This is a genomic window from Paenibacillus nitricinens (assembly GCF_052056485.1).
In the GTDB taxonomy this organism is placed as follows: domain Bacteria; phylum Bacillota; class Bacilli; order Paenibacillales; family Paenibacillaceae; genus Paenibacillus_AQ; species Paenibacillus_AQ nitricinens.
The window spans coordinates 2,910,843-2,936,227 of record NZ_CP183948.1 but is presented as its reverse complement, the minus strand read 5'-3'; the positions used below and the strand labels follow the sequence as shown (position 1 = coordinate 2,936,227).

Genomic DNA, 25,385 nt, shown 5'->3' with positions numbered 1-25,385 from the left:
CCCTATCTTCCAAGTTTTTTGTGAATGGACTCGTTCATTTTCGCTCGCATTTTCCCTGTCCAAGTCTGAGCGGAAACGTCCTCGAGCAGCCCGTCACAGAACGCCATTACGTCATTCCCTACGATCTCCAGAACATCTCGACCTTCAGCAGCTCCCATCTCAAACATGTCGAGCATTTCGGGGAACAGGTTGATGACACTAGAATCGTTTGATGAGAAGTTCAGCATGTAACGCGATGCGATATTGTAAACTTCTCGGTAATCATTTGGGAGCGCTTTTGAACGTTTTACGCACTCTTTGTAAGCCTTTTTTTGTTCACGTAAATCTTTAAATTTAGCGAGCATGTTCTTATACACGGCTATCCTCCTTCAATTGAGTAAGTCTTGACGAAACATATCCCCATTTCTCCCAAAACATGGACAGTTCCCGCCATCCCTCTTCATTTAGACTATAAAATTTCCTTGGTGGTCCTATTTCGGACGGTTTTTTCTCGATATCGACGAGTTTATTTTTTTCTAACCGTATCAAGATGGTGTAGACCGTTCCTTCAACAACATCTTCGAAACCGAGCGCATTTAGCGTTTTTACGATTTCATACCCATAGGTTTCTTTCCGGCTGATGATTTCAAGTACACAGCCTTCCAAAACTCCCTTCAGCATTTCTGTTAGGTTATCCATTAAAATCCTCCAATACTACTCTGTATTGCTTAGTACCACTATATAGTATCACCGAGTAGCCGAATTGTAAATAGGAGGAAAAGCGGATTGCTGAAAATATAAAATAAATACAACAGCAGTAGGGGCTGGATTTGGTGTGAGTGGAAAGCATTTGCTTTAAGTCAGTAACAATAAAGAAAGCCCGTGCTGGGCACGGGCTTTCTTTATTGTTAAGAGGTTCTTCGACATCGACATAACTATTTATACGGGTCAGCAATTTCTTCCCATTGACCGGTGAAGACATCCACTTTTATCGTGAACTCTCTGCCGCCTTGCCTAACATTACTGAACAAATAACCATCTCCAATAAAGCCGGAAATCCAATCCACATCTGTTGACTCGAAGCCTTCTGTATCAAATATTGGCTGAAGTAACCTATATAGCTCTTTCTGGTACTCCTTACCGTTAGATATGTCCCACAGATCTACCGCTTCTCGATTCACTAGGCTTCTCACTGGACTGCCAGAAGTTACATCATGAACTGTTCCAGTTAGCGGATTAATTTTATAGCTAAGGCCTTCCCCTTCGCCATTCGGTGGATCCATAAAATCAATCCTGTATTGATCGCCTTCTTTACCAAAGGTCCAGCCGCTAGCTGGAAGCTTTTTATCCAGCAAGGACTTAATATCCTGTTCACTGAGCGGAGGAGAAATAAACGAGCCATAGTACATCTGTGCGCTCTCAATGGTAAGTTCCTTGCCATAAATAACAATAACTTCAAGCGGAAACTCAGAGATGGATGCTGCTCCTGCCAACCGGGCTACAATACGATCTCCTTCCAACTCATACGAAACTACGGCGCCAAAACCAATCTTCTTGCCCCAAGCTCCCTCAGTGTGATCATACACTTTAGTCAAATGCTTTCCGTCTAGTTCAGCGGATACGTAGGTGTGGTTATTCCGGTGTGTAATAGAGGATTTCAGCCTCCGATTTAGCGCCTCGACCGGGTCCTCTACCACAAGCTCTTCCAGAGTGTCAGGCTGGAGCACATGAATCTCACTCATGGAGAGCCCTGTTCCCGTGCCGGTAGTAATACGAATGAAGATTTCTTTAATACCGTCCCCGTTAAGATCCGCTTCTTCAATGGAAGGAGGCCGCGTTTCATCTTCACCAGCATCCCATAAAAACGTTCTGTTAACTTCACCACGTACATCTACCGTGACTTCATGCAAAAGTGCATGCTCAGCCGTGGGCTTTGCAGTTATAGTAATTCCGTTTTTCTCCGCTAATAGGGTTCCTTTGGGATCGATCGCAGGTATATCTTTAACCTGAGAAGCTGACGGGATAACAACATTCTTCTCCGGGGCTGATGTAGAACTCAGCTTTGCCCCAGTCAAGGTACAGCCACTTAAGACCATAATTACTGCTAACCCCAACACCGTGTTTTGTGCAGTGATTTTTTTATGCCTGGTGATCATGGTTATCCTTCTTTTCATTTCCTTCTTGCTGCTTGAAATGCAGGCTGCACCAGCCACTCGGATTGGACCGGTCAATGTTTCCAATAGTTTAAGAAGAGTCCGTGCGTAGTCTTTGTGGTGCTCCGATGCAATATGCTTTAAAGCCAGCGCATCACAGGCGACCTCTTGGTCCCGTTTCATTTGGCTAACGGCATACCAAAGCAACGGATTGAACCAATGCAGCGCCAGCAGCAGTGCTGTCAGCAGATTCAGCGAAATATCACGACGTTTCACATGCGCCAGCTCATGCAGAAATATATGACGCAGTTCGTTCGCCTCCAGCGTGTGCAGCATGGATGTCGGCAACAGCAGCTTAGGGTGCATAACGCCAAGCAGTGTCGGCATGGCAATCTGCTTCGTCTCAACCAGCTTCACTGGGCGCCTTACCTTCATCTCTCGTTGGCACGTTTCGAACAACCGCAGGATATCTGCGGAACGAATCTCCGGTTCCCCTCGAACCCGTGCCGTGAATCGCAGCTGTTCACGAACCGACAGACTCATCATTACCACTGCTCCGCTAAGCCACACCAGAACCAGCAAATACATCGGCGTCCAACGTGCATTGGATATCTCAAATGGATCGTAGATTTCCGCAGTTATTGGTGTCATTCTCTCCGTTTTCTCGGCTTGCTGTGAAGTTCCTGTTCCTGTTTTTTCAGCGACCGTGGACGAATCTACCGCTTGAATGTCCATCGAAGACACAGACAAATCACCTACAATCGGCTGCGCAGAACGAATATTGAAAGTCTGAACTGATTCTGTCTCCAGCGGCAACAAATTAAAAATGCTGAACGTACTTTCCGGGGTCCAAGGGACGGCTAATCTCACGATCAGCGGCATCCACAGAAGATACGTCCAGGTCGGTTTCAATCGATGCTTGAACAAGAAACGCGTTGCCAGGATCAGCAAAGACAGCACGCTCGCCATAGCGGATAGTGACAATATCTTAACCAACAGATTGTATGCAGCTTCCAGCAAGCGACTCAGTCCTTTCGCTCATCCAAAATTCTCTTCAATTCTTCAATATCTTCTCGGGACAGCTTCTCATCCTGTAAAAAGTTGACTAACATCGGGCGCAGCGTTCCACCGTAGATCCGCTTCAGAAAAGATTGTGTTTCGTATTGGACGCATTCCTCTTCCCGCACCAGTGGGTAATAAGAATACACCCTTCCTGTCTGGTTGTAACCGATAGCCCCTTTCTCCGTCAGACGCTTAATCAGCGTCCGCACCGTTTTTGGGTTCCAGTCCCGGCTGCCCACAAGAGCTTCAACAATCTCTCCTGCCGTACGCGGGGCTCCAGTCCACAGCACCTTCATTACTTCCCACTCGGCATCTGAGATTTTTGGAATTTCCGTAGACATAATCCTATCCGCCTTTCTTTTCACCAAATGACTACACTTGTAATCCAATGTAAAAAATATACAAGTAAGTCTCATTTATGTCAACCTTAAAGTAACAATACGAATCACTAGTTAGGTTGGCCCCTTCTCTGACTCGGTGTATGGACAATGTACAAGAAGAATTATGATTACGTACATTAAAAATAATAATACAGCTCTTCAATGAGGTGGAACATGTGCCTATTAAAAATGGTAATCAATACATCGAACGAATCGACCGGCAAAATATCAATATCTGGTACAAAGGAACGCGTATCGAAGGGCCCTTATCCAAACATCCTGCATTTCAAGGCCTCATACAAACACAAGCCGAAATGTACAACATGCAGTGTGACGAACGTTATTTAGCGCAGATGACCTACCCTTCGCCTGATACTGGAGAGCTTGTTGGTCTATCTTTTCTCCCGCCCAAAAGTGTTGAAGATTTAGAACGCCGAAGAAAAATGATTGAACTCTGGTCAAACAGACATCACGGTTTTTTAGGACGATCCCCAGATTATATGAATACGGCAATCATGTCTCTGTTTACTGCTGCCGATATCCTTGAGGACCTTCATCCGAAATATGCTGAGAACCTCAGGAAATACTATGCCTACTGCCGAGATCATGATATTACTTTATCCCATGCATTCATCCAGCCTCAAGCAAGTAAAATATCCGGTCAGGTTGATGCTACAGAGGATTCTATAGCTGCTAAAGTTGTAGAAATCAAGGATGAAGGAATGGTTGTAACCGGTGCTTTTATGATGGCAACACAAGGGGCTACATGCGATGAAATGCTAGTATTTCCTACGCCTTCCCCCTGCCTTGTGGATGATGATAATCCCTTCGCGTTTGCCTTTGCAGTACCTAATGATCTGCCGGGGATCACTTTTTTTTGCCGCGAAAGCTATGCAGCCACTTCCACCTACGACCATCCATTAAGTTCAAGGTACGAAGAAATGGATACGCTTGTTATATTCGACCGTGTGCTTATCCCACATGATCGTATCTTTTATTACGGGGATGAGAATTACTGTTCCCGATTGTTCGGTGAGAGTCACTTTCATACCCATATTGGTCACCAAATCATCACCCGCTATATTGCTAAAACGGAGTTCTTTCTCGGTGTGCTAGAATCTTTGGCAGAAGAACAAAATGCTGTCCTTGAACCCTACACGATTGTACCGATTTCCAAAGTAATAATGTATCTAGAGACCTTCAAAGCGTTAAGGCTCGCTTCCGAAATCGGGGCAGCTCATGACAAATTTGGATATCTCGTACCTGATAAAGGCCCCCTCCTAGCTTCAACCATTCACTTTACAGAGTTTTATCCAAAGATGGTTGAAATGGTTCAAAATCTCAGCTCAAGCGGTCTTATTATGATCACCTCGGAATCGGACTTCAGTTCAAGTGCCGGTTCATACCTCTATCAGTATTTAAAGGGTAATGTCTCGGATGCTCGGTACCGAAATGCCTTATTCCGGGTCTCATGGGAACTGGGAGCTGGTGCATTCGGTGGCCGCCAAACCCAATTTGAGCGGTTATTTTTTGGAAATTCAGAAACAATGGCCTGGCGTATGTACAATAGCTATGATAATCACGGATACTTCCGTCAAATCATTCACGAATTTATTTCACCAGAAGACCCTCTCCCTAATTCAACAACAGATGTAGTTTCTAATTGAGCTTTTTGTTATTTTTTATGATGAATTAAACTTTTCGAATTGCTCCCACGGCCAGGTGACATGAAATACTATAGCCCTGGCTGGAGCGTTAAGACTTAGAAATCGCACCTAATTATAAGAGATCAGTGTTACAATTTTTCAGCACGAATACTCATCCCTTCAGTTACTCCTTTGTTAATGACCAAAAAAGAAGAGCCAGAGCACTCACAATTGCACCTAACAAACTCACTCCGTTCCAGCCAAAGTAAACATAGATACTGGTAGATGCGATCGACCCAGTGGCGCTGCCAATGGAATAGAAAATCATGTAACCGGCAGTAAGCCTGCTGCGTGCCTCAGGTCGCAAAGTAAGGATCATGCTCTGATTGGTGACATGTACGGCTTGTACTGCAAGATCAAGTAGGATAATACCTACGATTAATGCAAGAAGTGAATGCTGAACATAACTTATTGGCAACCATGATATGAGCAAAAGAATCAAGGCTACACCGGTAGTCCTCTGCCCTAAACTTCGATCAGCAAGGTGACCTGCTCGCGCTGCTGCTAACGCGCCTGCAACCCCTGCGAGACCAAACGCTCCAATCGCAGTATGTGAAAGAGAAAACGGCGGGGCGCTGAGAGGTAATACTAAAGACGTCCATAATATACTGAAAGCGGTAAAAATCATCATACCTAGTGCAGCACGGATTCTAAGAGTTCGTTCCTGAGCAAACAACGTAAACATTGAACGAATCAACTGTAGGTAAGATAATGATTTTCTTGTGTGCTCATAATGTGGCAGCACCCGAAACAATACACATGCCATAATTAGTGTTAATACCGCGGAAACAAGGTAGACAGAACGCCAACCTGCTAAATCCATTAATACGCCAGCGAAAGTTCGCGCCAGTAGAATACCAATGACGATTCCACTTGTCACAACACCAACGACACGCCCACGTTCGGCAGGAGCAGCCAAAGTTGCCGCGAACGCAACAAGCGTCTGTGTCACTACGGCAAGAAACCCAACCGCTGCTATACCTATTAATAACACTATACTGCTGGTGGCAGTACCAACGACAATTAAAGCCAATACGGACAGCAGCATCTGTCCAGCGATCAGCCAACGCCGATTTAATAAATCACCCAAAGGCACTAGTAGCAACAGTCCAAGTGCATAAAAAATTTGAGTAATTGTAATAACAAGTCCAACGAATGAATGAGAAATACCAAACTCGTTCGAAATAGCGTCCAGTAAAGGTTGCGCATAATATATGTTAGCAACAACTATTCCGCAAGCGACGGAAAATAAAAGTGCCACACTACGAGATATTATTGATACAGGAACTGGTTCCGACGCTCTAAGCCCTCCTTGTACTTTTTTAGCTTTTTTGTCTGTTTGATCCACTATAATAGCTTTCGATTCCTCAACAGATTCCCCCAAAATTAACGCCTCCTGAGATTGACTTTTATCAGATTCATAAATTACATACCGATCAGTACGTAAATATATTTGACAAATATAACTCTAAAAAAAGATAACTGTCAAGAGATTAGCTTATAGAACAACAAAAAATTAGATACAGACGATTTAAAAACCCATTTCTTAATTGACATACTAAGATTCAAACCATAAAATAATATCATACTGTTCGATATGAAAAGAGGGAGTTAGTATGGCTCGACCACGTGAATTTGATGAGGAAAAAGCATTAGATGCTGCTATGAAAGTATTTTGGGAAAAAGGGTTCGAGGCTACCTCTTTAAGCGACCTGACATCAAGAATGGGTATTCAACGGCCTAGCATCTACTCTACCTTCGGAGATAAAAAAGGACTATTTGAAGCTGCGTTGCGGAAATATACGAGTTCTCATGCTGCCTATGTTCGTAACAAGCTTCAAAACAATTCTTCTGTTAAAGAGGCATTCCGTGACTTTTTCGAAAATATAGTAGCAAAAGAATATGGACAAAATCCGAACTGGGGATGCTTTTGCATTAATTCAATGGTTGAACTTTCACCCCACGATGAGAAATTTGAGCTCCTAACAAGAGAACACCAGATGTATCTCTCGGTAATATTTCAAGAAACGATTGATCGAGGTTTGCGCTCAGGTGAGCTTGATCCCGCTATTAACGCAAAGAGTTTAGCGCAGACACTAGTCATATCATTAATTGGACTTACTGTGATCATGAAATCCCGTCCTGAAAGATCATTTGTAGATAATTCTGTAAAAGAAATACTTACATTGTTACGATAAAATCAAAAATCAGGTATGCAGCTTTTGTAACTTCGAATCTTTAATATGTTTAATAACTCTTCACTAATCCTGTTTTCCTGTCGATAATTTATAGTAGATGGAAAAGTATGGAGGAGCATATGAACACTAATCGCAGAACTGAACCTTTTCGATATACCCTTAAAGAACCTGTAACCCTTGATCTTCATATTCTTAGTATTAACGGAATCCAGGTTCCTTCTAAGCCTGTAAGAGCTGTACTGTTCAACATCAGTCGAACAGGCTGCCACTTATCGTTACCCCTCAACATTAATCCAGAGAATAATCTAATACGGATTGGTATGGAAATGAATCTTACGGATGAATCTATTTACTTAGAAGGAGTTCTAAAATGGAATAGAGAACAGCAGGACTGTTTCCATTACGGTATTCAATTAGACATTCCTGAAGCAGACATTGAGTTTCTTCCAAGGGTGCTACGCAGGCTCGCTGGAGAAGGAAAAATATTGGTTCGTTGAGATGTAAACAAAAGAATAGTACTCCATTAATAAAAAACAAACCCGCGTGTAGATGCGGGTTTGTTTTAGTTTTTGCTGCTGTTATTGAAAATCAAGACAATTCCTAACACTTCTACCTTTGTTCTTGAGGTATATCTCCTTCAGGGGTTACTGGTATAACTTGCTCTTTCTCCAGCACCTCTTTTAAATCATCCTGAATTCTCCGGTCCCAGTGAGGAACACCGGAACGATATGCTGCTCTACCTGTTAGATGGGCGGATAAAGGCGCAGTTATAAATACAAAGACAATTCCTAATAATAGCTTTGCACTAATATGATCCTGAAAAAATGCAAAATATAGAAATGCCCCAACCAAGACACATAAAACACCGAGAGTGGCACTCTTCGCGGCAGCATGTGATCTTAGATATACATCAGGCAGCCGAATCAAACCAATAGCACTTACAGCGCTAAGCAATGCCCCTATAAGAATTAACAAGGCAAACAGCAACTCACCTGTAGTCTTGATCATTTCCATTTTCTAGCACCACTCCCTTTTCGATATATCTGGCAAAGGCTGTCGTTCCGATAAAGGAAAGAATTCCAATCAACAAAATAATTTCTATAAAAGCCTGTGTTTGGAGAAAGACCGATAAAACGGCCACCATGGCTAACAGATTAATTCCGATCGTATCCAGTGCAGCCACGCGGTCAGGCAAGGAAGGTCCCTTCACCAGACGCCAAGCACATACGCCTATTGCTACAGCCATGATCGTAATGGATAACATAAGAATAAAATGGATCATTAGCGGGTCACCTCCAGTATCGCATGCTCAAAGGTATCACGGATATTGGCTCTGAACTGTGCAGGGTCTTCAACATCCATGGCATGAATATACAATGTCCGATTATCATCCGATACTTCAAGTACCACCGATCCAGGCGTTAGGCAGAGCAATGTGATCAATGTAGCCACTTCCCAATCTGATTTCAGCTCTGTAGTATATTTGAGAATAGCTGGACGTATATTAAGCTCCGGTCTTAGAACGGCTTTTACCACTACATAACTAGAAACGATCAGCTCCCGCAGCAGCAACAGGATTAGCTTAAGGATCGCCCACACTTTTCCGAGATATAACCTGGGCCAAAAACGACGCATTCCGAGCAGAATGAGTATACCGAGCAGAAAACCAATGACAAAACGCGGACCAGTCCAGTCATTGTGCAGAAACATCCACAGGAATGCTATCATGAAATTCAATAATAGTTGAAATGCCATAGTATCTACTCCTTCATGACAGCGTTAATGTAAAGTGCAGGATCAGCCAGTACAGCTCCGGCTTGGCTGACGTATCCATTTACCGTCTCAGCACCTACACCCATCAGAATTACAATCGCAAACAGTACAGCCGCCGGTGCCATCATAGCTTTATAATGAAGCGGTTTGACTTGTTCTTCCCTTTTCTCGCCACCCCAGAATACCTGCTGGAATACTTTGATCAAGGAATATAACACTACGAAGCTGGATGCGAGTGCAATCAGCGCAAGAGCCACGTGATCCTGTCCAAATCCACTACGTACCATCATAACTTTTCCAGCGAAACCACTAAGAGGCGGAACACCAACCAATGCCAAAGTCAGTACAAAAAACATCCAGCCGGTCCACGGATAACGTCGGATTAAACCACCCATTTCTTTTAAGCGGTCGGTGCCCGATGCCGAGATTATCATCCCGCCCAGGAAAAATAATAATGCCTTGGCAACCATGTCATGCATTAAATAGAACACTACACCATTTAACGAATCCTGAGTCGCGACAGAAATCCCAAAAGCAATAAACCCAACACTGATAATGATATTATAATTAAAAATCCGCCCCAGATCGTTGTAAGCCAGTGCACCGATTGCACCAAGGATCATCGTCGCTCCCGCCATCCAGGCGATCAGTGTATGGGTGAGTCCCGGGTCTTGAACAAAAATCAATGTAAAAGTACGTGTAATTGCATACAATCCTACTTTCGTTAACAAGGCCCCAAACAGTGCTCTAACAGCCACTGGTGGTGCGCTATAAGAATCCGGAAGCCAGAAAAAGAGCAGCAAACCCGCCTTTATCGAAAATACGATCAGCAGCAGAACCGCAATGACGTTCATGACACCGCCTTGTCCCGCTTCCGCTACACGCATAGATAGATGTGCCATATTCAGCGTTCCTGTCGCGGCATATAAATAAGCAAGCGTTGCTACAAACAAGGAAGAGGAAATCACGTTAACTAATACATATTTTAACGTCTCTCTCAGTTGACCTTTGGAGCCACCAAGTACAATTAAAGCATACGAGGCAACTAACAGGACCTCAAAACAGACGAACAAGTTAAATAGATCTCCGGTGAGAAAGGAGCCAAACACCCCAGTTAATAGGAAATGGAAAAACGGATAGTAATAAAACCGTTCTCTTTCTTCCCCAATACTCGCGAAGGAAAAAAATAAGCAAGCTGCACCAACGATAGCGCCGATTAACACAAGTAAGGCCGCAAACATATCGGCAACAAACACAATCCCGTATGGCGGAAGCCATCCACCCATATTTAGGGTTTGGATTCCGTTTGTACCTACCTGATACACAATAATTCCAGCAACCAAGATATTTAAAAACACACTGACGGCACTGATCATACGCTGCAGGTCCACTCGTTCTTTTAGAAAAATCAATATCACTGCCGTAAAGGCCGGAATCAGCAGAGGCAGCACTAGCAAGTTGTTCATTGTCTCTCCTCCTTGGTGCCTTCCACATCATCCGTACCCGTCGAACGGTAAGTCCGGTATGCCAAAACAATGAAGAATGCTGTTACTCCAAAACTAATTACAATTGAGGTCAAAATGAGCGCCTGTGGTAACGGGTCTACATATGCCTCTGCTTTTTCACCAAGCAATGGTGGAGCCCCTGTCTTGAGACCCGACATCGTCAGCAGCAGTAAATGAACACCATGGGTAATCAAATTAGTACCCAGTAGGATGCGTAGCAAGCTTTTGGAAAGGACTAGATACACACCTACGGAAAACAATACGCCGATCGCCAAGGCAACAACGAGCTCCATTAGCTATCCCTCCCGATCGTAAGTATGATATTCATAGTGACACCAATAACAGCTAGATAAACACCAAGATCAAAGAACATTGCAGTGGTTAGTTCTGTTTTGCCCATAAGCGGCAATTGGAAATATCCAAACGTTTGGCTCAGAAAGGGTACGCCGAATATAAATGAGCCAACCCCGGTAAGAAAAGCAATCGAAATCCCGATCGCAATTAACTTACGATAATTAATAGGCAGCACCTTCTCAACCATATCCATCCCAAAAGTAATAGCAAGCAGCACCAAACCTGCAGAAGCCATCAAAGCCCCAATAAATCCGCCTCCCGGATTATTATGACCGGCAAAAAACAAAAACAACGAAAATATCAGAATGATAACGAATGCTACTTTAGCTACCGCTTGTAGTAACACATCATCACTTCGAGAATAACGAGGCTTATTATAGGGAACAACCCTCTTCAGTTGGGATGCTGTACCCTCTCCATCCAACTGCAGCTTGATCATGGAATAAATAGCAAGTGAGGCGAGGCCTAGTACTGTTATTTCAAACATAGTATCAAAGCCGCGGAAATCAACGAGCAGAACATTGACAATATTTTTACCGCCACCCAAAGTATAACTATTCTCCACATAATATTTCGAGATGGATTCGAACGGACTACTGCCTAAAGCAGCAAGTGCAACCAATGTCATCGTTACGCCCATCCCGATGGAAATAATAAGTTTAAGGAAATGCGCACGAGGCTTGAGCTTCTCTTTTTCCAGCCTAGGCAAATGCCGGAAACATAGCAGGAACAAGGTAACAGATACCACTTCAACAATCATTTGTGTAAGCGCCAGATCAGGAGCTCTGAACAGAACAAAGAGCAAAGTAACCATATAACCAACCATTCCTGTTAACAAAATGGCTGTTATTCTCGAACGTACAAACGGAATAGCTAAAGCACCTAGAAGCAAAACCATTACAGCAATAACCTCAAACAAAGAAAAAGGAGTATACTCCGTCGTACCAAGTGTAATTCCATCTGAATACCAGACGACACCGCAAATCGTTACGATCAAGAAGGAAAAAATATACATTAAATAATGTCTCATGGAACCAGTCATATAAGAACCAGTCACCCATCTAGACAATTTCTCAACCAGCCGGATTACTCCGTCATAGACTTGATTTAAAGTGTAGCCACTGCCCCATTCTTTATCGACCAGACTTAAGCGGCCATAGATTCGGTATACAGTAATACCAAGAATCACAACACCAAGTGTCATCCATACTTCTGGTGTCCAGCCGTGCCAGAAATGGATATTCACAACAAAAGGTTCCCCGGTCTGCAAGATAGGGTGAATAGCATTCATTGCAGGGATAATAAGTGTATTAGATAAAATATTCGGGAAAAAACCAATAAATATAGACAGCACTGCAAGCAGGCACGGGGCAAGCAGAAGTCCAAATGGCGCTTCATGCGGTTTTTTGTCCAGCTTCTCAGGCTGATATTTTCCGAAAAAGGTGTGGAATACCAAAATCATACTGTATGCAAAAGTAAACACGCTGGCAATCCAGGCCAAAACCGGGAAGAGCGTAAACAACGAGGGAATAGAGAATATATCCAGGTTTCGGATATTCAGAACAGCTGTAAAAAACATCTCTTTACTTAAGAACCCGGAAAATGGCGGCAAACCAGCCATCGAGAAACTGCCGATCATCGCTACCGTAAAGGTAACCGGCATAATGGAAATCAGTCCGCCCAGCTTTCGCAGGTCGCGGGTACCCGTCTCATGGTCAACTATACCGACCATCATAAACAATGAGCCTTTAAAGATAGCATGGTTAATAAGATGAAAGATAGCCGCTGTTGTTGCAGCAGTATAAAAGACAGCTTCTTCCCCTATATAAAATGCCGCTGCCGATCCCATTCCCAGCAATCCCATAATCAGTCCAAGTTGACTAATTGTTGAATAGGCTAATAGAGCCTTCAGGTCCGTCTGCTTCATCGCCTGGATCGAACCATAGATCAAGGTGATCAAACCGACGCCTGACACAATCCAGAACCACTCATATTGCCCCGCAAAAATAGGGCTGAAACGGGCGACAAGATACAATCCAGCTTTAACCATCGTTGCTGAGTGAAGATATGCGCTTACGGGTGTCGGTGCCTCCATGGCATCCGGCAGCCAGATATGGAACGGGAACTGCGCTGATTTGGTAAATGCACCTAATAGAATTAATAGCATCGCTGGAATAAACAACGCATGCCCACTAATATCTCCAACCTCGCTCCAAATTTCCCGAATACTAAAGGTGCCTGTCATCACATACAGCATTAAAAAGCCGGCAAACATCGCTAAACCACCAAATACGGTAATCAACATAGATTTCAAAGCACCATACCGCGATTTTTGCCGCCGATGCCAAAAAGCAATCAACAGAAATGACGAGACACTTGTTAATTCCCAAAAACCGTATAGCACCATCAAGTTATCCGAGAGCACAACGCCAAGCATCGCTCCCATAAACAACATTAAATAAATATAAAAAGGGGTCAACGCTTCTTTTCGCTTGTCTAGATAATAAATCGAATAGATAATTACAAGACTACCCATTCCAGTGATTAACAAAGCGAAGAGTAAACTTAATCCATCCAGATGGAAAACCAAGTCAATCCCTAGGGAAGGAATCCACGAAACGGTTTCATATCCCAAATCCCCTCCCTTAATCACGGGAATCCGGGTTAAAAAATATACAAACAAAGCGAGCGAACCGGGGAAAACAAGCCATCCTCTATGAAGGTTGGATGCTCTCTTGGTCAAAAGTGCGATTACTAAGGCCATTAGAAACGGAACAAGTATGATTACATGCAGCAAAGGCAGTCCTCCTTTTCCACTTGAGCTTATCAAGTTGTGAACTTTAGTACTTACTTTTTTACCAAAAGCCAAAGATCATATGATTGGAAGGGCCCTTAATAATAGGCCCTCATGAAGATAAGGGCACGCCCGATTATAAAGAATCGGTCAATGTGCCATCACAAATATGCAAATATCTAGCCTTTCCATCTTCTTGCTCAATTCTGAATAAACCGTTCTCAAATTCTGTGTGTAATTCGTGAAAGAACTTTCCTTTAAGCGAATATTCTCCCTTGGGTTCATCACTGAGCTGATACTCATCCCCAATTTTGACCAGGTAGGCGATTACACCTTCCTCATGGGTTTCTTCCAACCCGGCGCGCATCCGTTGAACGGCCACGACATGCAGATCCATCATTTTCATTTTACCAATGAGTTCATTGATGAAATTACGTTTGGTAAGCTCCTGCCATCGAGTCTGGGCAGATTGTCCGATGACAATCTGTGTAACCTCATTCTTTTCAGCTACTTCTACAATAATATCAGTTGTTTTACGGCCTTCACGTTTCCGAATGATAAACTCTGCGCCAGCTTCATCGGCAAGACGTTTCCAAACCGTCATATACATTTCTTTGCTCTGATTATATTCATCATTGTCCGAACTATCGACATTTAATACAAACAATGGGGCCCCTATTATTTCAGACAGTTGCACACCACGCCGGATTAAACGCTCCCCATGCGGACCATAATGAACACAAACCATAATTTTTTCATTGTGTATGACCTTCACCCTCCTGTAACATGGCCAAGAAATACAAAAGGAGCCTACTGGCGTTAGGCCCCTTGCGTACATCAAAAACCGATAAGTTATACTTAATTATATCTATTCCTATGTTTTTTGTAAAGTTTAGTGGTTATCATGGAACATTTTTCTTCTTAATGCTTGTACTATGCCCTTCTTTTGAAGTTATCATACAATGAAAATTCTAAATATACCTTTACAGGAATATTCGCATAATGGTATATTGTAATCACGAATAGGAAATACGAATCAATTCAATGAATCGAAGTGATTTTTGTTTATGAATACTAACGTAATGAGTGCCTTAGCTGAGCCTCACCGCATGCAGATCGTTGAACTATTACGCGATAGCCCCCTAACCGTTGGAGAGATCGCGGAAAATCTTCAGCTGCGGCAGCCTCAAGCGTCTAAGCATTTGCGTGTACTCAGTGAAGCGGGGCTTATTGAAGTGCAAGCAGTTGCTAATCGGCGTATTTGCAAGCTCCGACCTGAACCATTTAAGGAAATAGACATTTGGTTAGAATCCTACCGCCATATGTGGGAGGAACGCTACGATCGACTGGATGATTATTTGCAGAAGCTACAAAGCAAGGAATCAGATAAGGAAAAGTAAACGAGGAGGATCTATCCCATGACAAATTCTAACCAAACCAACCACCTAGTACACAAAGTTGAAGGCAGCACACTAATCTTAGAGCGTATTTTTAAAGCTCCACGTGAGCTAGTTTTTAAGGCTTTTTCTGAGGCTGAGCATTTGAAGCATTGGTGGGGGCCTAAAGGTTGGACGATTCCCGTATGTCATGTCGATTTCCGTCCAGGGGGGACTTGGCATTATTGCATGAAATGCGAGGATAAGAATCAGGGTGATTTTTACGGTATGGAGTCATGGGGCAAAGCGCTTTATCGGGAAATTACGTTTCCGGAGCAAATTATTTATACGGACTGGTTCTCAGATGCAGAGGGTAATATTTCGAAAGATCTGCCTGAAACGCTTGTACAACTAGATTTTATCGAGCTGGCTGGTCAAACGAAGCTGGTAAACACCGGTAAATACGCTTCTCCAGAAGCGTTACAACAAGTGATTGATATGGGGATGCTGCCGGGTATCTCTCAAACCTTTGATAATCTGGACGTACATCTTGAGAATTTACAGAAGAGCAACTAAAGCCGTGAAAATAGGACGATGCAAGGATACTCCCTCCTGCTCGTCCTTTTTATCATTTTACGGGAAACAAGAATCTGATGCTATTCGGAAAATATTGTAGGAAAAAGGTGTCATTATGCGTTCCCAGTGGATCTGTCTCAAACTTCACACGATGATCCGCTACATCTATCTTCTCTTTTAAAAGATTAAAAGCACGTTTGCTATTAGGGACCATGTCCTTCTGTGCATTAGTCTTCTGGATACCTTCCTGTTCACCTACATACATATAAACTTTGCATTCCCGATCTAACCTTGTAATCTCCATGTAATCGATAAAATCTTTAAACCACACAGACGCAGATATGAGTATAAAGTTATCAAAAATCGGCTCCGTCCTGTACATCGCATACAGACTTATTAATCCACCTAATGAAACACCGCCTAATGCCAATTTGCCTGGCTCTTGAGAGATGCGATATGCACTTTTAATATATGGAACAAGATTCTGATAGACGTAATCTAAATAGGCATCCCCCTTGCCCCCAAAAGACCAATCCTTAAAAAGAGCAGACATTTCCCAAGGTGTATATTCATCATTACGATGCTGAGAATCAATCCCGATAAAAATAACCGGATCCGTAATCCCCTCTTCCACATCATTTTCTATAGCTGCAATCGATTCTTTGAACAAAAAATCGCCATCCTGTAAGAAAACCGCGGGGAAGCTTCGTTCTGTAAACGATTGATATGCTTTAGGAAGATACACGGTGATTTGTCGCCCCATATGTTCGAAGGTAGTTAGTTCTCCTAACATGATTTTCTTCATCCCCCTCCTTAACTATTCAACAGACGGAACGCTCTGCTCATGATGGTCGGCACTACTGACGCGTGGTTTTCATCTGGCGCTACGTAATGCTCAACCTGTAAATTCGGCAAAGAATACTCACACAATTTTGAAAATAATCCTTTAGCATCATCGACCATAAACGCCTCTTCACTGCCCACTGTGATCAACAGCTTTCGTTGCTCGGGTCTTGTCATGTGACCCTGATTGCACCATTGATCCGCATAGGCCAGGATTTCATGATCATTCCACCAAATCGACGGGCTAGAAGCCAAATAATACTGGAATAACTCCGCACGAGTGAATAGTGTCCATAGGACAAACAAACCGCTTAATGAGTGACCAAACAAGGCTTGCTTCTGTGGATCGACATTATAATTTTTAGCGATCAGCGGCATCAATTCTAACTCTAAAAAAGATAAGAGCTTCTCGGCACCACCATGTGGCCCTAAGTCAGCATTTTTCAAACGATCTGGATATACATACTGCTCCGCAGTAGGCGTGAAATCATAAAATCTTCTTTTAGAAACCTCATCGTCTGAACCATAATGCCCAATACCAATCACGATGGCTGGTGCAATCAAAGTTTTCGGCGCATTTCTGGACTGCAATTTCACGACATCCCGGCCCAATTGAAAATATGAATTTCCATCGAGCATGTAATAGACAGGAAATCCCTTCTCAGGTGCTTCTACTCTCGGAAGTGAGACCTTTATATCATACGTGTAACCCATATACTGAGATTCTAGTTTCCATGATTCTGTGTGTTCGAGTTCAACTTGTGTTGACATATGTGCTGCTCACTCTCCCCTACACTCTAGACTTGGCTAATAAATATAAGAAATAAGGAATGCCAATAATCGAAACGACTATTCCCACAGGTAACTCTGCTGGCTGAAATAATGTTTTGGCAAAATAATCCGAGATCACAAGCAAGAACATCCCAACCACTGCACTGGATAACATAATATAGCGGTGATTAATCCCTACTAATCTTCTAGCGATGTGAGGAGCCATCAATCCTATAAAACCTATAGAACCGGACACAGACACACATACACTTACAATTCCTACACTGCATAACAGAAAGATTAGCTTTTCTTTTTCTACGGAGATTCCCAAGCTTTTTGTGCTGGAATCCTCCAATTGAAAATAATTGAGCAAGTAGCTTTTTCGATACATTACAAATCCTAAAATCAGCACCCAAGGTGTGATCATTATGATATAAGTCCAATTCGCGCTGTAAATACTTCCAACACTCCATACCGCAGCCATTTCGTAATCACTTGCATTCATTTTTAAAGAAAGATACAACGACAACGCCCCAAAACCACTGCTTATCGCGATCCCTGTCAATATCAAACGTTGCATATCAAGCGCACCATTCCGCCAAGAGAAAATAAAGATAACCACAACTGCGGCAAGCCCCCCCACAAAACCAAAGAGTGGCATGGCTAGTATCGAAAACCAGCTTTCTTTAAAAAAAGTAACCCCTGACATCTGAAAGAAAAACATAAATGCAACGATGGCAGCTCCGGCACCTGCATTAATCCCAAGGATACCTGGATCAGCCAGCCCGTTTCGGGTAATGCCTTGAATGACCGTTCCAGCCATCCCCAGACCTATGCCTACTAATGACGCAATAATGATCCGCGGCAATCGAAATTGAAAAATAACCAGTTCAAATTTAGGATTGGGATGGATTCGCAGCAGCGTTTTTATCACATCCATGACAGACATATCAAATGCGCCATTCGTTAGATGAAAATACCCCGCCACAAGCGTAAGCAGAATAAAAGCTAGTAGCGTCAATAGATAGCGACTATACTGTACTTTCCCTCTATCCACGCTGCTCTCCCCCTTTAACCCGAATTAAATAAAGGAAGAACGGGATGCCAATAAAGGCGGTCACAACGCCAATTGGCGTTTCAAACGGAAAGTTAATATACCGGCTTAAGACATCACAAAATGCTAAAAAAACAGCCCCAATGACTGCTGAGCAAGGAATGATGAAACGATAGTCGATACCAACTATAAAACGTGTAATATGAGGAATAATTAGACCAACAAAGGCAATCTTACCTACTAAGGCCACTGCTGTTCCGGTCAGACATATAACAGATAAAATACTGATGATTTTCACCCATTTTGTCCGTTGACCCAAGCTAATTGCTGTTTCATCCCCTAGGGAGGCAACCATTACAGATTTAGAAATACTAACCGCCAAGAGCAGACCAACGATTATAAAGGGAATGGACAATATTAGCATATCCGGATTTACAGTATGTATTTTTGAGCTATACCAAACGCTAACATTTTGTGAGACTTGAAAAAACATCGCTACTGCTGAGGCAATACTACTTAAAAATGTACCAATTACAGTACCAATAATGGCTAGTCTGACTGGAGATAAGCCGTTTTTGACCAATGAGCCAAATCCGAAAACCAACCCCGCTCCGATAGCGGAACCCACCATGGATAAAAGAATCATATGAACATTCGATAATCCAGGATAAAACACCATAGCCAACGTAATAACAAATGCCGATCCGTCATTTACTCCCATAATCGATGGTGATGCAAGATAATTCCGTGTAACGCCTTGCATTAATGCCCCTGAAACAGCCAGGGCCGCTCCAACTAATAAAGCGGCGATTACACGCGGTAATCTAGATGTCATAATAATGTTGTGGTCCACATTATTTGCGTCGAAGTGTGTAATCGCCTGCCAGATTGTTGCTATTCCAATATCCTTAACACCATATAAGACGGATACAACCATTGCTAATACGATGAATAATGGAGAAGTTGATAGGATCAATATAACTTTCCAATTTTTTGTATTCATCTTATTCATCGCACCTTCAGTTTTACTTCAACAGGTTTTCAATTGCAGTATCCAAGAATCTTACTTTAGACCAAGCCGTACCACCTTGCGCCAAAGGATCAATTGCATTTACAAAGACATGATTGTTTTTGACTGCATTCACGCTTTTGAAGATCGGATTCTTAAGTAAATCATCAAGTGCTGTTGCATTATCCGTATTCTCACTGGTCTCAAACTGCAAGAAAATATAGTCCGGATTAATTTCCGCTAAAGCTTCTAGTGAAAGCTCAGCTTGAGCTTTAGTAGTTGTTATTACTTCGGGAATGGTAGCACCTAAATCTTCGTAAATAACCGGATTTAGATAAACGCCAGCAGGATATACACACATGCTGCCCTGACGAATACGGATTACAAGAATGGATTTATCTTTCAGTTTTTCTCCAATCTCAGCCTTTGCACCCGCGGCTTTAGATTCATAATCGCTAATAATCTTTTCCGCATCTGCTGACTTACCGGATAATTGACCTAATAAGCGCAAGTTATCTTTCCAGTTTGTTGAGATATGTGAATAAGGAATCATCGTTTGAATTTTATTAAGCGCACCCGATACATCTTCACCAAACTTGGAAGACCCTAAAATAACATCTGGATCTAGCTGCAAGATCGCCTCATTGCTCGGAGCAAATTTATCCCCCACTAAAGATGCACCAGCTAATTCAGTTGACAGATAACCTGGAATGGCATTTGCTATTGCAAGTACGCCTACAGGTTTCACTCCTAGGATTGCAGCATCTTCCATAGATTCCAGACTTGCAGCTACGATATTTTGAATCTCTGCAGGTACTACATAATCCTTACCTAGATATGTAATGGTTTGTTCAGTGGCAACTGTCTCTGCTGCCGCCGCATTTCCTTTGTTATTTGCATTTCCCTCTGTTGCTACTGCAGCATTATTTCCACTTTTTTCTGAAGCCGCGTTGTCCTTTGCATCGTTCCCACAAGCTGCCAAACTCAAAGCTAATACTGCTGATACCCCTGCTAATAAAACTTTTTTCTGATCATTTTCTATCTCCCCATCTATATTTTTTTATCATTCCTTAATTCTAAGAAATGATAATGAGAATCGTTATCATATTAAATCATATGAGAATAATTATCAATACCTTTCTTTAAATAGTTGAAATTTTGTAAATTGTCAGATCAGTATAAAGGGAGAAATTTCCGTAGGTGACGTAATTGTTAAAAAAGAAAATGGAGCTGGCGGTGCATCCGTGTCACATATACTGCATCTAATGCAGGTTGGTCTTCAAGAGGCGTACGCTCTGACAGAGCTTGTCGAGCTAGATGCACTCTCTGTCGTAGTTCGGAATAAGTTTCGTAAACAGTTGGATCTGCCAATGGCCTAGACTCTACCGTCCTATTAAGAACACCGAAGGCGTTTATACTTGCTATAATAGAATTTTTGAAATTTCTAGATTGCGGAGAAATGTGAAATGAACTCAAGGGATGGGCCTATATTCTACTGTTGGCCATGGGGAGCCCTGTTTTTAATTAAGCACACGCCTCTTTGGGATGACGGGCCGAGCGGATCTTAAATCCTTAGAATACATGTTTTAGTCGAGCTTACGGACAAATGTATGCGAATAACCGAATACATTGTGCCGAAGGTAACGTAATTAAGCCAATGTATGCGAATAACCGAATACATTGTGCCGAAGGTAGCGTAAATAAGCCAATGTATGCGAATAACCGAATACATTGTGCCGAAGGTAACGCAATAAGCCAAATGTATGCGAAAAACCGAATACATTGTGCCGAAGGTAACGTAATTAAGCCAAATGTATGCGAAAAACCGAATACATTGTGCCGAAGGTAACGTAAACGACCCAAATGTATGTGAAAAACCGAATACATTGTGCCGAAGGTAACGTAATTAAGCCAATGTATGCGAAAAACCGAATACATTGTGCCGAAGGTAATGTAATTAAGCCAATGTATGCGAAAAACCGAATACATTGTGCCGAAGGTAACGTAAACGACCCAAATGTATGTGAAAAACCGAATACATTGTGCCGAAGGTAACGCATAAGCCAAATGTATGCGAAAAACCGAATACATTGTGCCGAAGGTAACGTAAATAGCCAAATGTATGCGAATAACCGAATACATTGTGCCGAAGGCAATGTAAACGAGCCAAATGTATGCGAATAACCGAATACATTGTGCCGAAGGTAACGCAATAAGCCAAATGTATGCGAAAAACCGAATACATTGTGCCGAAGGTAACGTAATTAAGCCAATGTATGCGAAAAACCGAATACATTGTGCCGAAGGTAACGTAAACGAGCCAGCACCTATACACATGCTGAAGAACACTTAGAAGAACCCGCACCACATGCGGGTTCTTCTGCGCTATAAATATACTTCAACTTTTTTCATCAGTGGAAATTTCACGGCATATATTTCTCAGCAATGCTGGTGACATATCCGTCTTTTTTAGTAATCACACATGGGGGCATAAAATCAGTATATTGCTTGAAATATTCGATAAACTCCTGCTTGCTTACTTCTTTTAGAGCACCCGAATTAGCATCAACTATAGAATATCTCGTATCCTCTGTAACCTCTAATGGATCGGTATACGTATATTTGTTGAGGATATAAAATCCATTAGGCATATCATCATCTGGATTAATATTCAACCCTTTAAAGCGAGCGGAATCCTCCATTGTTAGCCATTCAATGTTATCAAAATCAAAGGAATGATTCTCCAGGCTAAGATTAAAAACATAGCCTATTAATATACTCTCGGGCGTGATCGCAAAATCATCAGCTGTAGCCTCATTGTCCACCACAAGCTGATCCAGCTTAACATGCTGACCCATTCCAATATCATTGCTTATATAATTCATTGCGACCTGTAAAGGATCAAGTTGTGCTGGCTCCTCCCCCTCATCAGCTAATGTCTGCAGACGGGCATAATATTCAGCTATCGTAACATCGGTTTGAGGTGTATTGTAATACTCATTTCCGTTCGAATCCTTCCAGCGCTCTACACTCCAAATCCCTGAAGCGCCTTGAATAACAGGTTGGGATAACAACAGTTGGCTTGTTTCGCCTGTAGTTAAGGGGAATTTCACTAGAATATGCTTCCCACTATAAGTTTCATGCGGAAGCTGATGGTTTGCTTCAAGAAACACACGCACTGCCATTTCTTGACCGGCTGGTGAAGACATATCATTCTCTCCGCTCCTGATGACGCCCAGATACTGCGGTGTTGAATTCATAATGGAAAAAATAAGTATCGGCTTTCCCATGCTTCCTTCTTCGGTAATAAATCCATCGACCGTATTTTCCGTCATCGTCAGCTTAGTTGGATCATCCGGTTTCAAGCGATATTCTAAACTCCAAATTTCCAAGGGTGTTGCAAGCAGTTCGTCCAATGACGCTATTTTTTCAAGCTTAGTAATTTGACTATCAATTATTTTAATATCTGTACTGTTCTCATAGCTGGTAATGTTCTGCTCCATAAATTGCTCGGCATAATCCTTTACGGTTAATGGATCATTTTTCGGATTACTTATGAGCCCGACACACAGTGCAGCCACGACTAAGATTGCGACTAAAATAACCCAAAAGGCTGGTTTTTTATAATTCAGAATATTTTTAATTCGTCCTTTTGTGTTGCTCTCGCCAAAGGCAAGTGGTGAACCACCCATAAACCGTCTTCCAGTAGATAAGGACAAAAGTGATGTCGAATATTCCTTTTTAATTCCACTGCCCATCTGTCTTATGACGCTTTCGTCACAGGACTTCTCCATATCATCACTCATCAGATAAAAAGCAAGCCAAACCAATGGATTAAACCAATGTACACACAGAACAGCGAACGCTAAAGGTTTTATCATGTGGTCGCACCTGTGTATGTGCACTTGCTCGTGTTTGATGATATAAGCTTTTTCATGATCGGAAAGACCGTTTGGAAGGTATATTCTAGGCTTAAAGAAGCCGAATACAAAAGGTATGGAGATGCCGTTATGCTCATATACATTTTCGAAAAGTGGGGTTGCGTCTCTTAAGTTTCGTGAAAGTCGAATAGTAGTAACAATGCAGTAAATGAGCAGCAGCACAATCCCAATCAACCATAGATATTGGACAATGTTAATCCACACGTCTGAAGGATTTGAAGGGATTATACTACTTGGTACAGCAGGTGTAGAGGGGATAGGTACGGGTGATATATTATTTACGGCTTGCTCGGATGTGTTGATTACATTTGGGATTCGAGGCGTTTGTGTGTATAGCTTATTTAGAGGTGAGTTCTGGACTTCAGAAGGGATAAAACTAAATATACTCTCCATCGAGAACGGACATAGAAGTCGGAACAAAACCACAGACCATAAGGCAAAGGAGAATATTTTGGGAACTTTTCTTAAGAACAGCCGCGCCACGATGATAAACACAATCACATAACTTCCCGTAATGCTCATGTTTAAAATAAGTCCAAACAGCTGAGCCACCGTTACTCCTCCTTATGCTCATGGATTAGTCTTAGAACATCATCAATTTCGCTTTCACTTAATTTCCGACTCTTTGTAAAAGCAGCCAAAAATTTGGGTAACGAACCGCCGAAGGTTTCCTTCACAAACGCCTTGCTCTGCTCCGCATAAAAGTCATCCTTTTTAATAAGAGAACCTACCACACCATTATCATTTTTAACAATCTCTTTAGCTTCAAGTCTTTTTAACATCGTATACGTCGTAGATTTCTTCCAGTTGAGCTCGGATTCACATAACTTCACCAGATTCCCTGAAGGAATCGGTTCGTGGTCCCATATTAATTCCGCAAATTTCCCTTCCATTTCGGTCATTCTGAGATCCTTCAACCTTGCACCTCCCGTTGGTCTACAATTCCTAGACCTTCCATTTGAATTAGAGTTTACAACTTGTAGACCGTTTTGTCTACAAAATATTTCCAGAAAAAAAAGAGACTCTGTCTTTGTAAACATCGCCTCTTTGCTACCTTTATTAAGGGTAAAACACAGATAAGTCACGGAACAATAGTCCGCCCTCTTCTAGTCTGTTCAGCTCCTCTTCTACATCAGTTACAATATGGCTTTCTCGCTCATGAGCTGTATTGATTAACCACGGTTGCCCCTGTCTTAAAAAACAAAGATCATCAGGCACCCTAGTCTGCACCCATGAGTATAAGCTCGTAGAATAGGATAGTAAAATATCGACCGCATCCGGTGAACATCTAAAAAAATAAACATCTGCACAATGCCCCATAAGCCGAGTCCCAGGCCAATAATCATCTTTGACGATCTCTTTGAGAAAAGGCTGTAACCGTTCCAATAGTTCATATCCTTCTGGCTCTAACTCCATCTGATCACGTTTGACCAAAATAAATTCATCACATACTTCCATAGCTACCTGTATCAGCGTCTTATAGGCCTGACCCGTTGGGTCCTGCAAAATAGTATTTATAATAATGTCCGCCCCTTACTTATTTATATTATTTAAATACTCCTGATGCATCCTTCCCCAGCCACACATGCTATCCAAAACAGTAATTAGTGATTTGCCATGTTCTGAAATACTATATTCCACCCTCAATGGAAGCTCATGAAAAATCACACGATCGATAAGTTGATCCTCTTCAAGCTCCCGTAGTTGCTTAGTTAATGTCCCTTGAGAGACCTCTGGAATAATCCGCCTGAGTTCGCCAAATCGTTTGGTACCATCTATCAATAAAATAAATAAAATGAGCGGCTTCCACTTTCCACCGATCTTATCAAGCGTTGTAAGCACTCCGGCCAATCTCGGCTCCAGTAAATCCATGTGATCATCTCTTTCGATAGTTATTCTATTTAACAGCTA

At 42.3% G+C, this 25,385-nt stretch carries 27 protein-coding genes; 6 read left to right on the top strand and 21 right to left on the bottom strand.

The features are described from left to right. Window positions 1-2: 2 nt before the first annotated feature. The 4 genes from ACN6KS_RS12895 to ACN6KS_RS12880 form a co-directional block, all read right to left on the bottom strand. Window positions 3-356, bottom strand: coding sequence for a DUF1048 domain-containing protein (locus ACN6KS_RS12895; RefSeq protein WP_082651129.1), 354 nt, complete (start codon window positions 354-356; stop codon window positions 3-5). After that, window positions 349-678: a PadR family transcriptional regulator gene (locus ACN6KS_RS12890; RefSeq protein ID WP_042187640.1), complete on the bottom strand. Its 330-nt coding sequence runs from the start codon at window positions 676-678 to the stop codon at window positions 349-351. Before ACN6KS_RS12890 ends, ACN6KS_RS12895 begins: the two co-directional genes overlap by 8 nt. A gap of 236 nt (window positions 679-914) precedes the next feature. Beyond that, window positions 915-3,152: a M56 family metallopeptidase gene (locus tag ACN6KS_RS12885; RefSeq protein WP_440962142.1), complete on the bottom strand. Its 2,238-nt coding sequence runs from the start codon at window positions 3,150-3,152 to the stop codon at window positions 915-917. A gap of 5 nt (window positions 3,153-3,157) precedes the next feature. Further along, the gene (locus ACN6KS_RS12880) at window positions 3,158-3,535 is read right to left on the bottom strand and encodes a BlaI/MecI/CopY family transcriptional regulator (RefSeq protein WP_440962141.1); all 378 of its coding nucleotides are present in this window, start codon (window positions 3,533-3,535) and stop codon (window positions 3,158-3,160) included. 215 nt (window positions 3,536-3,750) lie between these two features. On the opposite strand from ACN6KS_RS12880, the gene ACN6KS_RS12875 reads away from it, so the two are divergent. Next, window positions 3,751-5,241 carry a 4-hydroxyphenylacetate 3-hydroxylase family protein gene (locus ACN6KS_RS12875; RefSeq protein WP_440962140.1) on the top strand — a complete coding sequence of 497 codons (1,491 nt, stop codon included), beginning with the start codon at window positions 3,751-3,753 and terminating at the stop codon, window positions 5,239-5,241. A gap of 163 nt (window positions 5,242-5,404) precedes the next feature. On the opposite strand, the gene ACN6KS_RS12870 is transcribed toward ACN6KS_RS12875, so the two are convergent. Beyond that, complete coding sequence (locus ACN6KS_RS12870; RefSeq protein WP_440962397.1) at window positions 5,405-6,556, bottom strand: MFS transporter; 1,152 nt, start codon at window positions 6,554-6,556, stop codon at window positions 5,405-5,407. A gap of 340 nt (window positions 6,557-6,896) precedes the next feature. Between ACN6KS_RS12870 and ACN6KS_RS12865 the strand changes: the two genes are divergently transcribed. After that, window positions 6,897-7,478, top strand: coding sequence for a TetR/AcrR family transcriptional regulator (locus tag ACN6KS_RS12865; protein ID WP_094873792.1), 582 nt, complete (start codon window positions 6,897-6,899; stop codon window positions 7,476-7,478). Window positions 7,479-7,597: 119 nt separating this feature from the next. Continuing rightward, window positions 7,598-7,975, top strand: a complete 378-nt coding sequence (locus ACN6KS_RS12860) for a PilZ domain-containing protein (RefSeq protein ID WP_440962139.1) — start codon at window positions 7,598-7,600, stop codon at window positions 7,973-7,975. Window positions 7,976-8,087: 112 nt separating this feature from the next. Here the strand turns inward: ACN6KS_RS12860 and mnhG are convergent, their stop codons facing one another. The 7 genes from mnhG to ACN6KS_RS12825 form a co-directional block, all read right to left on the bottom strand. Beyond that, the gene (gene mnhG / locus ACN6KS_RS12855) at window positions 8,088-8,492 is read right to left on the bottom strand and encodes a monovalent cation/H(+) antiporter subunit G (RefSeq protein WP_256990002.1); all 405 of its coding nucleotides are present in this window, start codon (window positions 8,490-8,492) and stop codon (window positions 8,088-8,090) included. Next, window positions 8,467-8,760, bottom strand: coding sequence for a Na(+)/H(+) antiporter subunit F1 (locus ACN6KS_RS12850; protein ID WP_094873796.1), 294 nt, complete (start codon window positions 8,758-8,760; stop codon window positions 8,467-8,469). Before ACN6KS_RS12850 ends, mnhG begins: the two co-directional genes overlap by 26 nt. Next, window positions 8,760-9,233: a Na+/H+ antiporter subunit E gene (locus ACN6KS_RS12845; protein ID WP_440962138.1), complete on the bottom strand. Its 474-nt coding sequence runs from the start codon at window positions 9,231-9,233 to the stop codon at window positions 8,760-8,762. Before ACN6KS_RS12845 ends, ACN6KS_RS12850 begins: the two co-directional genes overlap by 1 nt. A gap of 5 nt (window positions 9,234-9,238) precedes the next feature. Beyond that, on the bottom strand, window positions 9,239-10,717 hold the full coding sequence (locus ACN6KS_RS12840; RefSeq protein ID WP_440962137.1) for a Na+/H+ antiporter subunit D: 1,479 nt from the start codon (window positions 10,715-10,717) through the stop codon (window positions 9,239-9,241). Next, window positions 10,714-11,049 (bottom strand): Na(+)/H(+) antiporter subunit C, encoded by a 336-nt coding sequence (locus ACN6KS_RS12835; RefSeq protein WP_076121569.1) that lies wholly within the window; start codon window positions 11,047-11,049, stop codon window positions 10,714-10,716. Before ACN6KS_RS12835 ends, ACN6KS_RS12840 begins: the two co-directional genes overlap by 4 nt. Beyond that, a complete protein-coding gene (locus ACN6KS_RS12830; RefSeq protein ID WP_440962396.1) occupies window positions 11,049-13,913 on the bottom strand; it encodes a Na+/H+ antiporter subunit A in 2,865 nt (954 codons plus the stop codon). The genes ACN6KS_RS12835 and ACN6KS_RS12830 overlap by 1 nt, the downstream gene beginning before the upstream one ends. 127 nt (window positions 13,914-14,040) lie before the next feature. Beyond that, entirely contained in the window at window positions 14,041-14,679 is a 639-nt protein-coding gene (locus ACN6KS_RS12825; RefSeq protein ID WP_231573438.1) for a universal stress protein, read from the bottom strand. A gap of 292 nt (window positions 14,680-14,971) precedes the next feature. Between ACN6KS_RS12825 and ACN6KS_RS12820 the strand changes: the two genes are divergently transcribed. Continuing rightward, window positions 14,972-15,304: an ArsR/SmtB family transcription factor gene (locus ACN6KS_RS12820; protein ID WP_440962136.1), complete on the top strand. Its 333-nt coding sequence runs from the start codon at window positions 14,972-14,974 to the stop codon at window positions 15,302-15,304. 18 nt (window positions 15,305-15,322) lie between these two features. Continuing rightward, on the top strand, window positions 15,323-15,856 hold the full coding sequence (locus ACN6KS_RS12815; RefSeq protein ID WP_094878077.1) for an SRPBCC domain-containing protein: 534 nt from the start codon (window positions 15,323-15,325) through the stop codon (window positions 15,854-15,856). Window positions 15,857-15,908: 52 nt separating this feature from the next. Here ACN6KS_RS12815 and ACN6KS_RS12810 read toward each other — a convergent pair whose 3' ends face one another. Genes ACN6KS_RS12810 through ACN6KS_RS12790 form a run of 5 tightly spaced genes read right to left on the bottom strand, consistent with a single transcriptional unit; the run spans window position 15,909 to window position 20,575 of the window. Then, on the bottom strand, window positions 15,909-16,661 hold the full coding sequence (locus tag ACN6KS_RS12810; RefSeq protein ID WP_440962135.1) for an alpha/beta hydrolase: 753 nt from the start codon (window positions 16,659-16,661) through the stop codon (window positions 15,909-15,911). Between the two features lie 8 nt (window positions 16,662-16,669). After that, window positions 16,670-17,470 (bottom strand): alpha/beta hydrolase, encoded by an 801-nt coding sequence (locus ACN6KS_RS12805; RefSeq protein WP_280785993.1) that lies wholly within the window; start codon window positions 17,468-17,470, stop codon window positions 16,670-16,672. A 19-nt stretch (window positions 17,471-17,489) separates the two neighbouring features. Continuing rightward, window positions 17,490-18,527 (bottom strand): FecCD family ABC transporter permease, encoded by a 1,038-nt coding sequence (locus ACN6KS_RS12800; RefSeq protein WP_440962134.1) that lies wholly within the window; start codon window positions 18,525-18,527, stop codon window positions 17,490-17,492. Continuing rightward, window positions 18,520-19,527 carry a FecCD family ABC transporter permease gene (locus tag ACN6KS_RS12795; RefSeq protein ID WP_440962133.1) on the bottom strand — a complete coding sequence of 336 codons (1,008 nt, stop codon included), beginning with the start codon at window positions 19,525-19,527 and terminating at the stop codon, window positions 18,520-18,522. The genes ACN6KS_RS12800 and ACN6KS_RS12795 overlap by 8 nt, the downstream gene beginning before the upstream one ends. Before the next feature lie 22 nt (window positions 19,528-19,549). Further along, window positions 19,550-20,575 (bottom strand): ABC transporter substrate-binding protein, encoded by a 1,026-nt coding sequence (locus ACN6KS_RS12790; protein WP_440962395.1) that lies wholly within the window; start codon window positions 20,573-20,575, stop codon window positions 19,550-19,552. Window positions 20,576-20,777: 202 nt separating this feature from the next. Between ACN6KS_RS12790 and ACN6KS_RS12785 the strand changes: the two genes are divergently transcribed. Then, window positions 20,778-20,912 (top strand): hypothetical protein, encoded by a 135-nt coding sequence (locus tag ACN6KS_RS12785; protein WP_256990004.1) that lies wholly within the window; start codon window positions 20,778-20,780, stop codon window positions 20,910-20,912. Window positions 20,913-21,956: 1,044 nt separating this feature from the next. On the opposite strand, the gene ACN6KS_RS12780 is transcribed toward ACN6KS_RS12785, so the two are convergent. From ACN6KS_RS12780 to ACN6KS_RS12765, 4 genes are all read right to left on the bottom strand, one after another. Continuing rightward, a complete protein-coding gene (locus ACN6KS_RS12780; RefSeq protein ID WP_440962132.1) occupies window positions 21,957-24,026 on the bottom strand; it encodes a M56 family metallopeptidase in 2,070 nt (689 codons plus the stop codon). Window positions 24,027-24,028: 2 nt separating this feature from the next. Beyond that, window positions 24,029-24,391: a BlaI/MecI/CopY family transcriptional regulator gene (locus ACN6KS_RS12775; RefSeq protein WP_094868653.1), complete on the bottom strand. Its 363-nt coding sequence runs from the start codon at window positions 24,389-24,391 to the stop codon at window positions 24,029-24,031. A gap of 142 nt (window positions 24,392-24,533) precedes the next feature. Beyond that, entirely contained in the window at window positions 24,534-24,932 is a 399-nt protein-coding gene (locus ACN6KS_RS12770; protein ID WP_440962131.1) for a hypothetical protein, read from the bottom strand. A 75-nt stretch (window positions 24,933-25,007) separates the two neighbouring features. Further along, window positions 25,008-25,346 carry a winged helix-turn-helix transcriptional regulator gene (locus ACN6KS_RS12765; protein ID WP_341134585.1) on the bottom strand — a complete coding sequence of 113 codons (339 nt, stop codon included), beginning with the start codon at window positions 25,344-25,346 and terminating at the stop codon, window positions 25,008-25,010. Window positions 25,347-25,385 lie beyond the last annotated feature (39 nt).

Excerpts from the sequence above, each read along its gene's own strand:
- ACN6KS_RS12805 (WP_280785993.1), bottom strand. The coding sequence starts at position 17,470 with ATGTCAACACAAGTTGAACTCGAACACACAGAATCATGGAAACTAGAA.
- ACN6KS_RS12865 (WP_094873792.1), top strand. The coding sequence starts at position 6,897 with ATGGCTCGACCACGTGAATTTGATGAGGAAAAAGCATTAGATGCTGCT.
- ACN6KS_RS12850 (WP_094873796.1), bottom strand. The coding sequence starts at position 8,760 with ATGATCCATTTTATTCTTATGTTATCCATTACGATCATGGCTGTAGCA.
- ACN6KS_RS12810 (WP_440962135.1), bottom strand. The coding sequence starts at position 16,661 with ATGAAGAAAATCATGTTAGGAGAACTAACTACCTTCGAACATATGGGG.
- ACN6KS_RS12770 (WP_440962131.1), bottom strand. The coding sequence starts at position 24,932 with ATGGAAGTATGTGATGAATTTATTTTGGTCAAACGTGATCAGATGGAG.
- ACN6KS_RS12835 (WP_076121569.1), bottom strand. The coding sequence starts at position 11,049 with ATGGAGCTCGTTGTTGCCTTGGCGATCGGCGTATTGTTTTCCGTAGGT.
- ACN6KS_RS12880 (WP_440962141.1), bottom strand. The coding sequence starts at position 3,535 with ATGTCTACGGAAATTCCAAAAATCTCAGATGCCGAGTGGGAAGTAATG.
- ACN6KS_RS12845 (WP_440962138.1), bottom strand. The coding sequence starts at position 9,233 with ATGGCATTTCAACTATTATTGAATTTCATGATAGCATTCCTGTGGATG.
- ACN6KS_RS12890 (WP_042187640.1), bottom strand. The coding sequence starts at position 678 with ATGGATAACCTAACAGAAATGCTGAAGGGAGTTTTGGAAGGCTGTGTA.
- ACN6KS_RS12860 (WP_440962139.1), top strand. The coding sequence starts at position 7,598 with ATGAACACTAATCGCAGAACTGAACCTTTTCGATATACCCTTAAAGAA.
- ACN6KS_RS12765 (WP_341134585.1), bottom strand. The coding sequence starts at position 25,346 with ATGGATTTACTGGAGCCGAGATTGGCCGGAGTGCTTACAACGCTTGAT.
- ACN6KS_RS12815 (WP_094878077.1), top strand. The coding sequence starts at position 15,323 with ATGACAAATTCTAACCAAACCAACCACCTAGTACACAAAGTTGAAGGC.
- ACN6KS_RS12840 (WP_440962137.1), bottom strand. The coding sequence starts at position 10,717 with ATGAACAACTTGCTAGTGCTGCCTCTGCTGATTCCGGCCTTTACGGCA.
- ACN6KS_RS12795 (WP_440962133.1), bottom strand. The coding sequence starts at position 19,527 with ATGAATACAAAAAATTGGAAAGTTATATTGATCCTATCAACTTCTCCA.
- ACN6KS_RS12820 (WP_440962136.1), top strand. The coding sequence starts at position 14,972 with ATGAATACTAACGTAATGAGTGCCTTAGCTGAGCCTCACCGCATGCAG.
- mnhG (WP_256990002.1), bottom strand. The coding sequence starts at position 8,492 with ATGGAAATGATCAAGACTACAGGTGAGTTGCTGTTTGCCTTGTTAATT.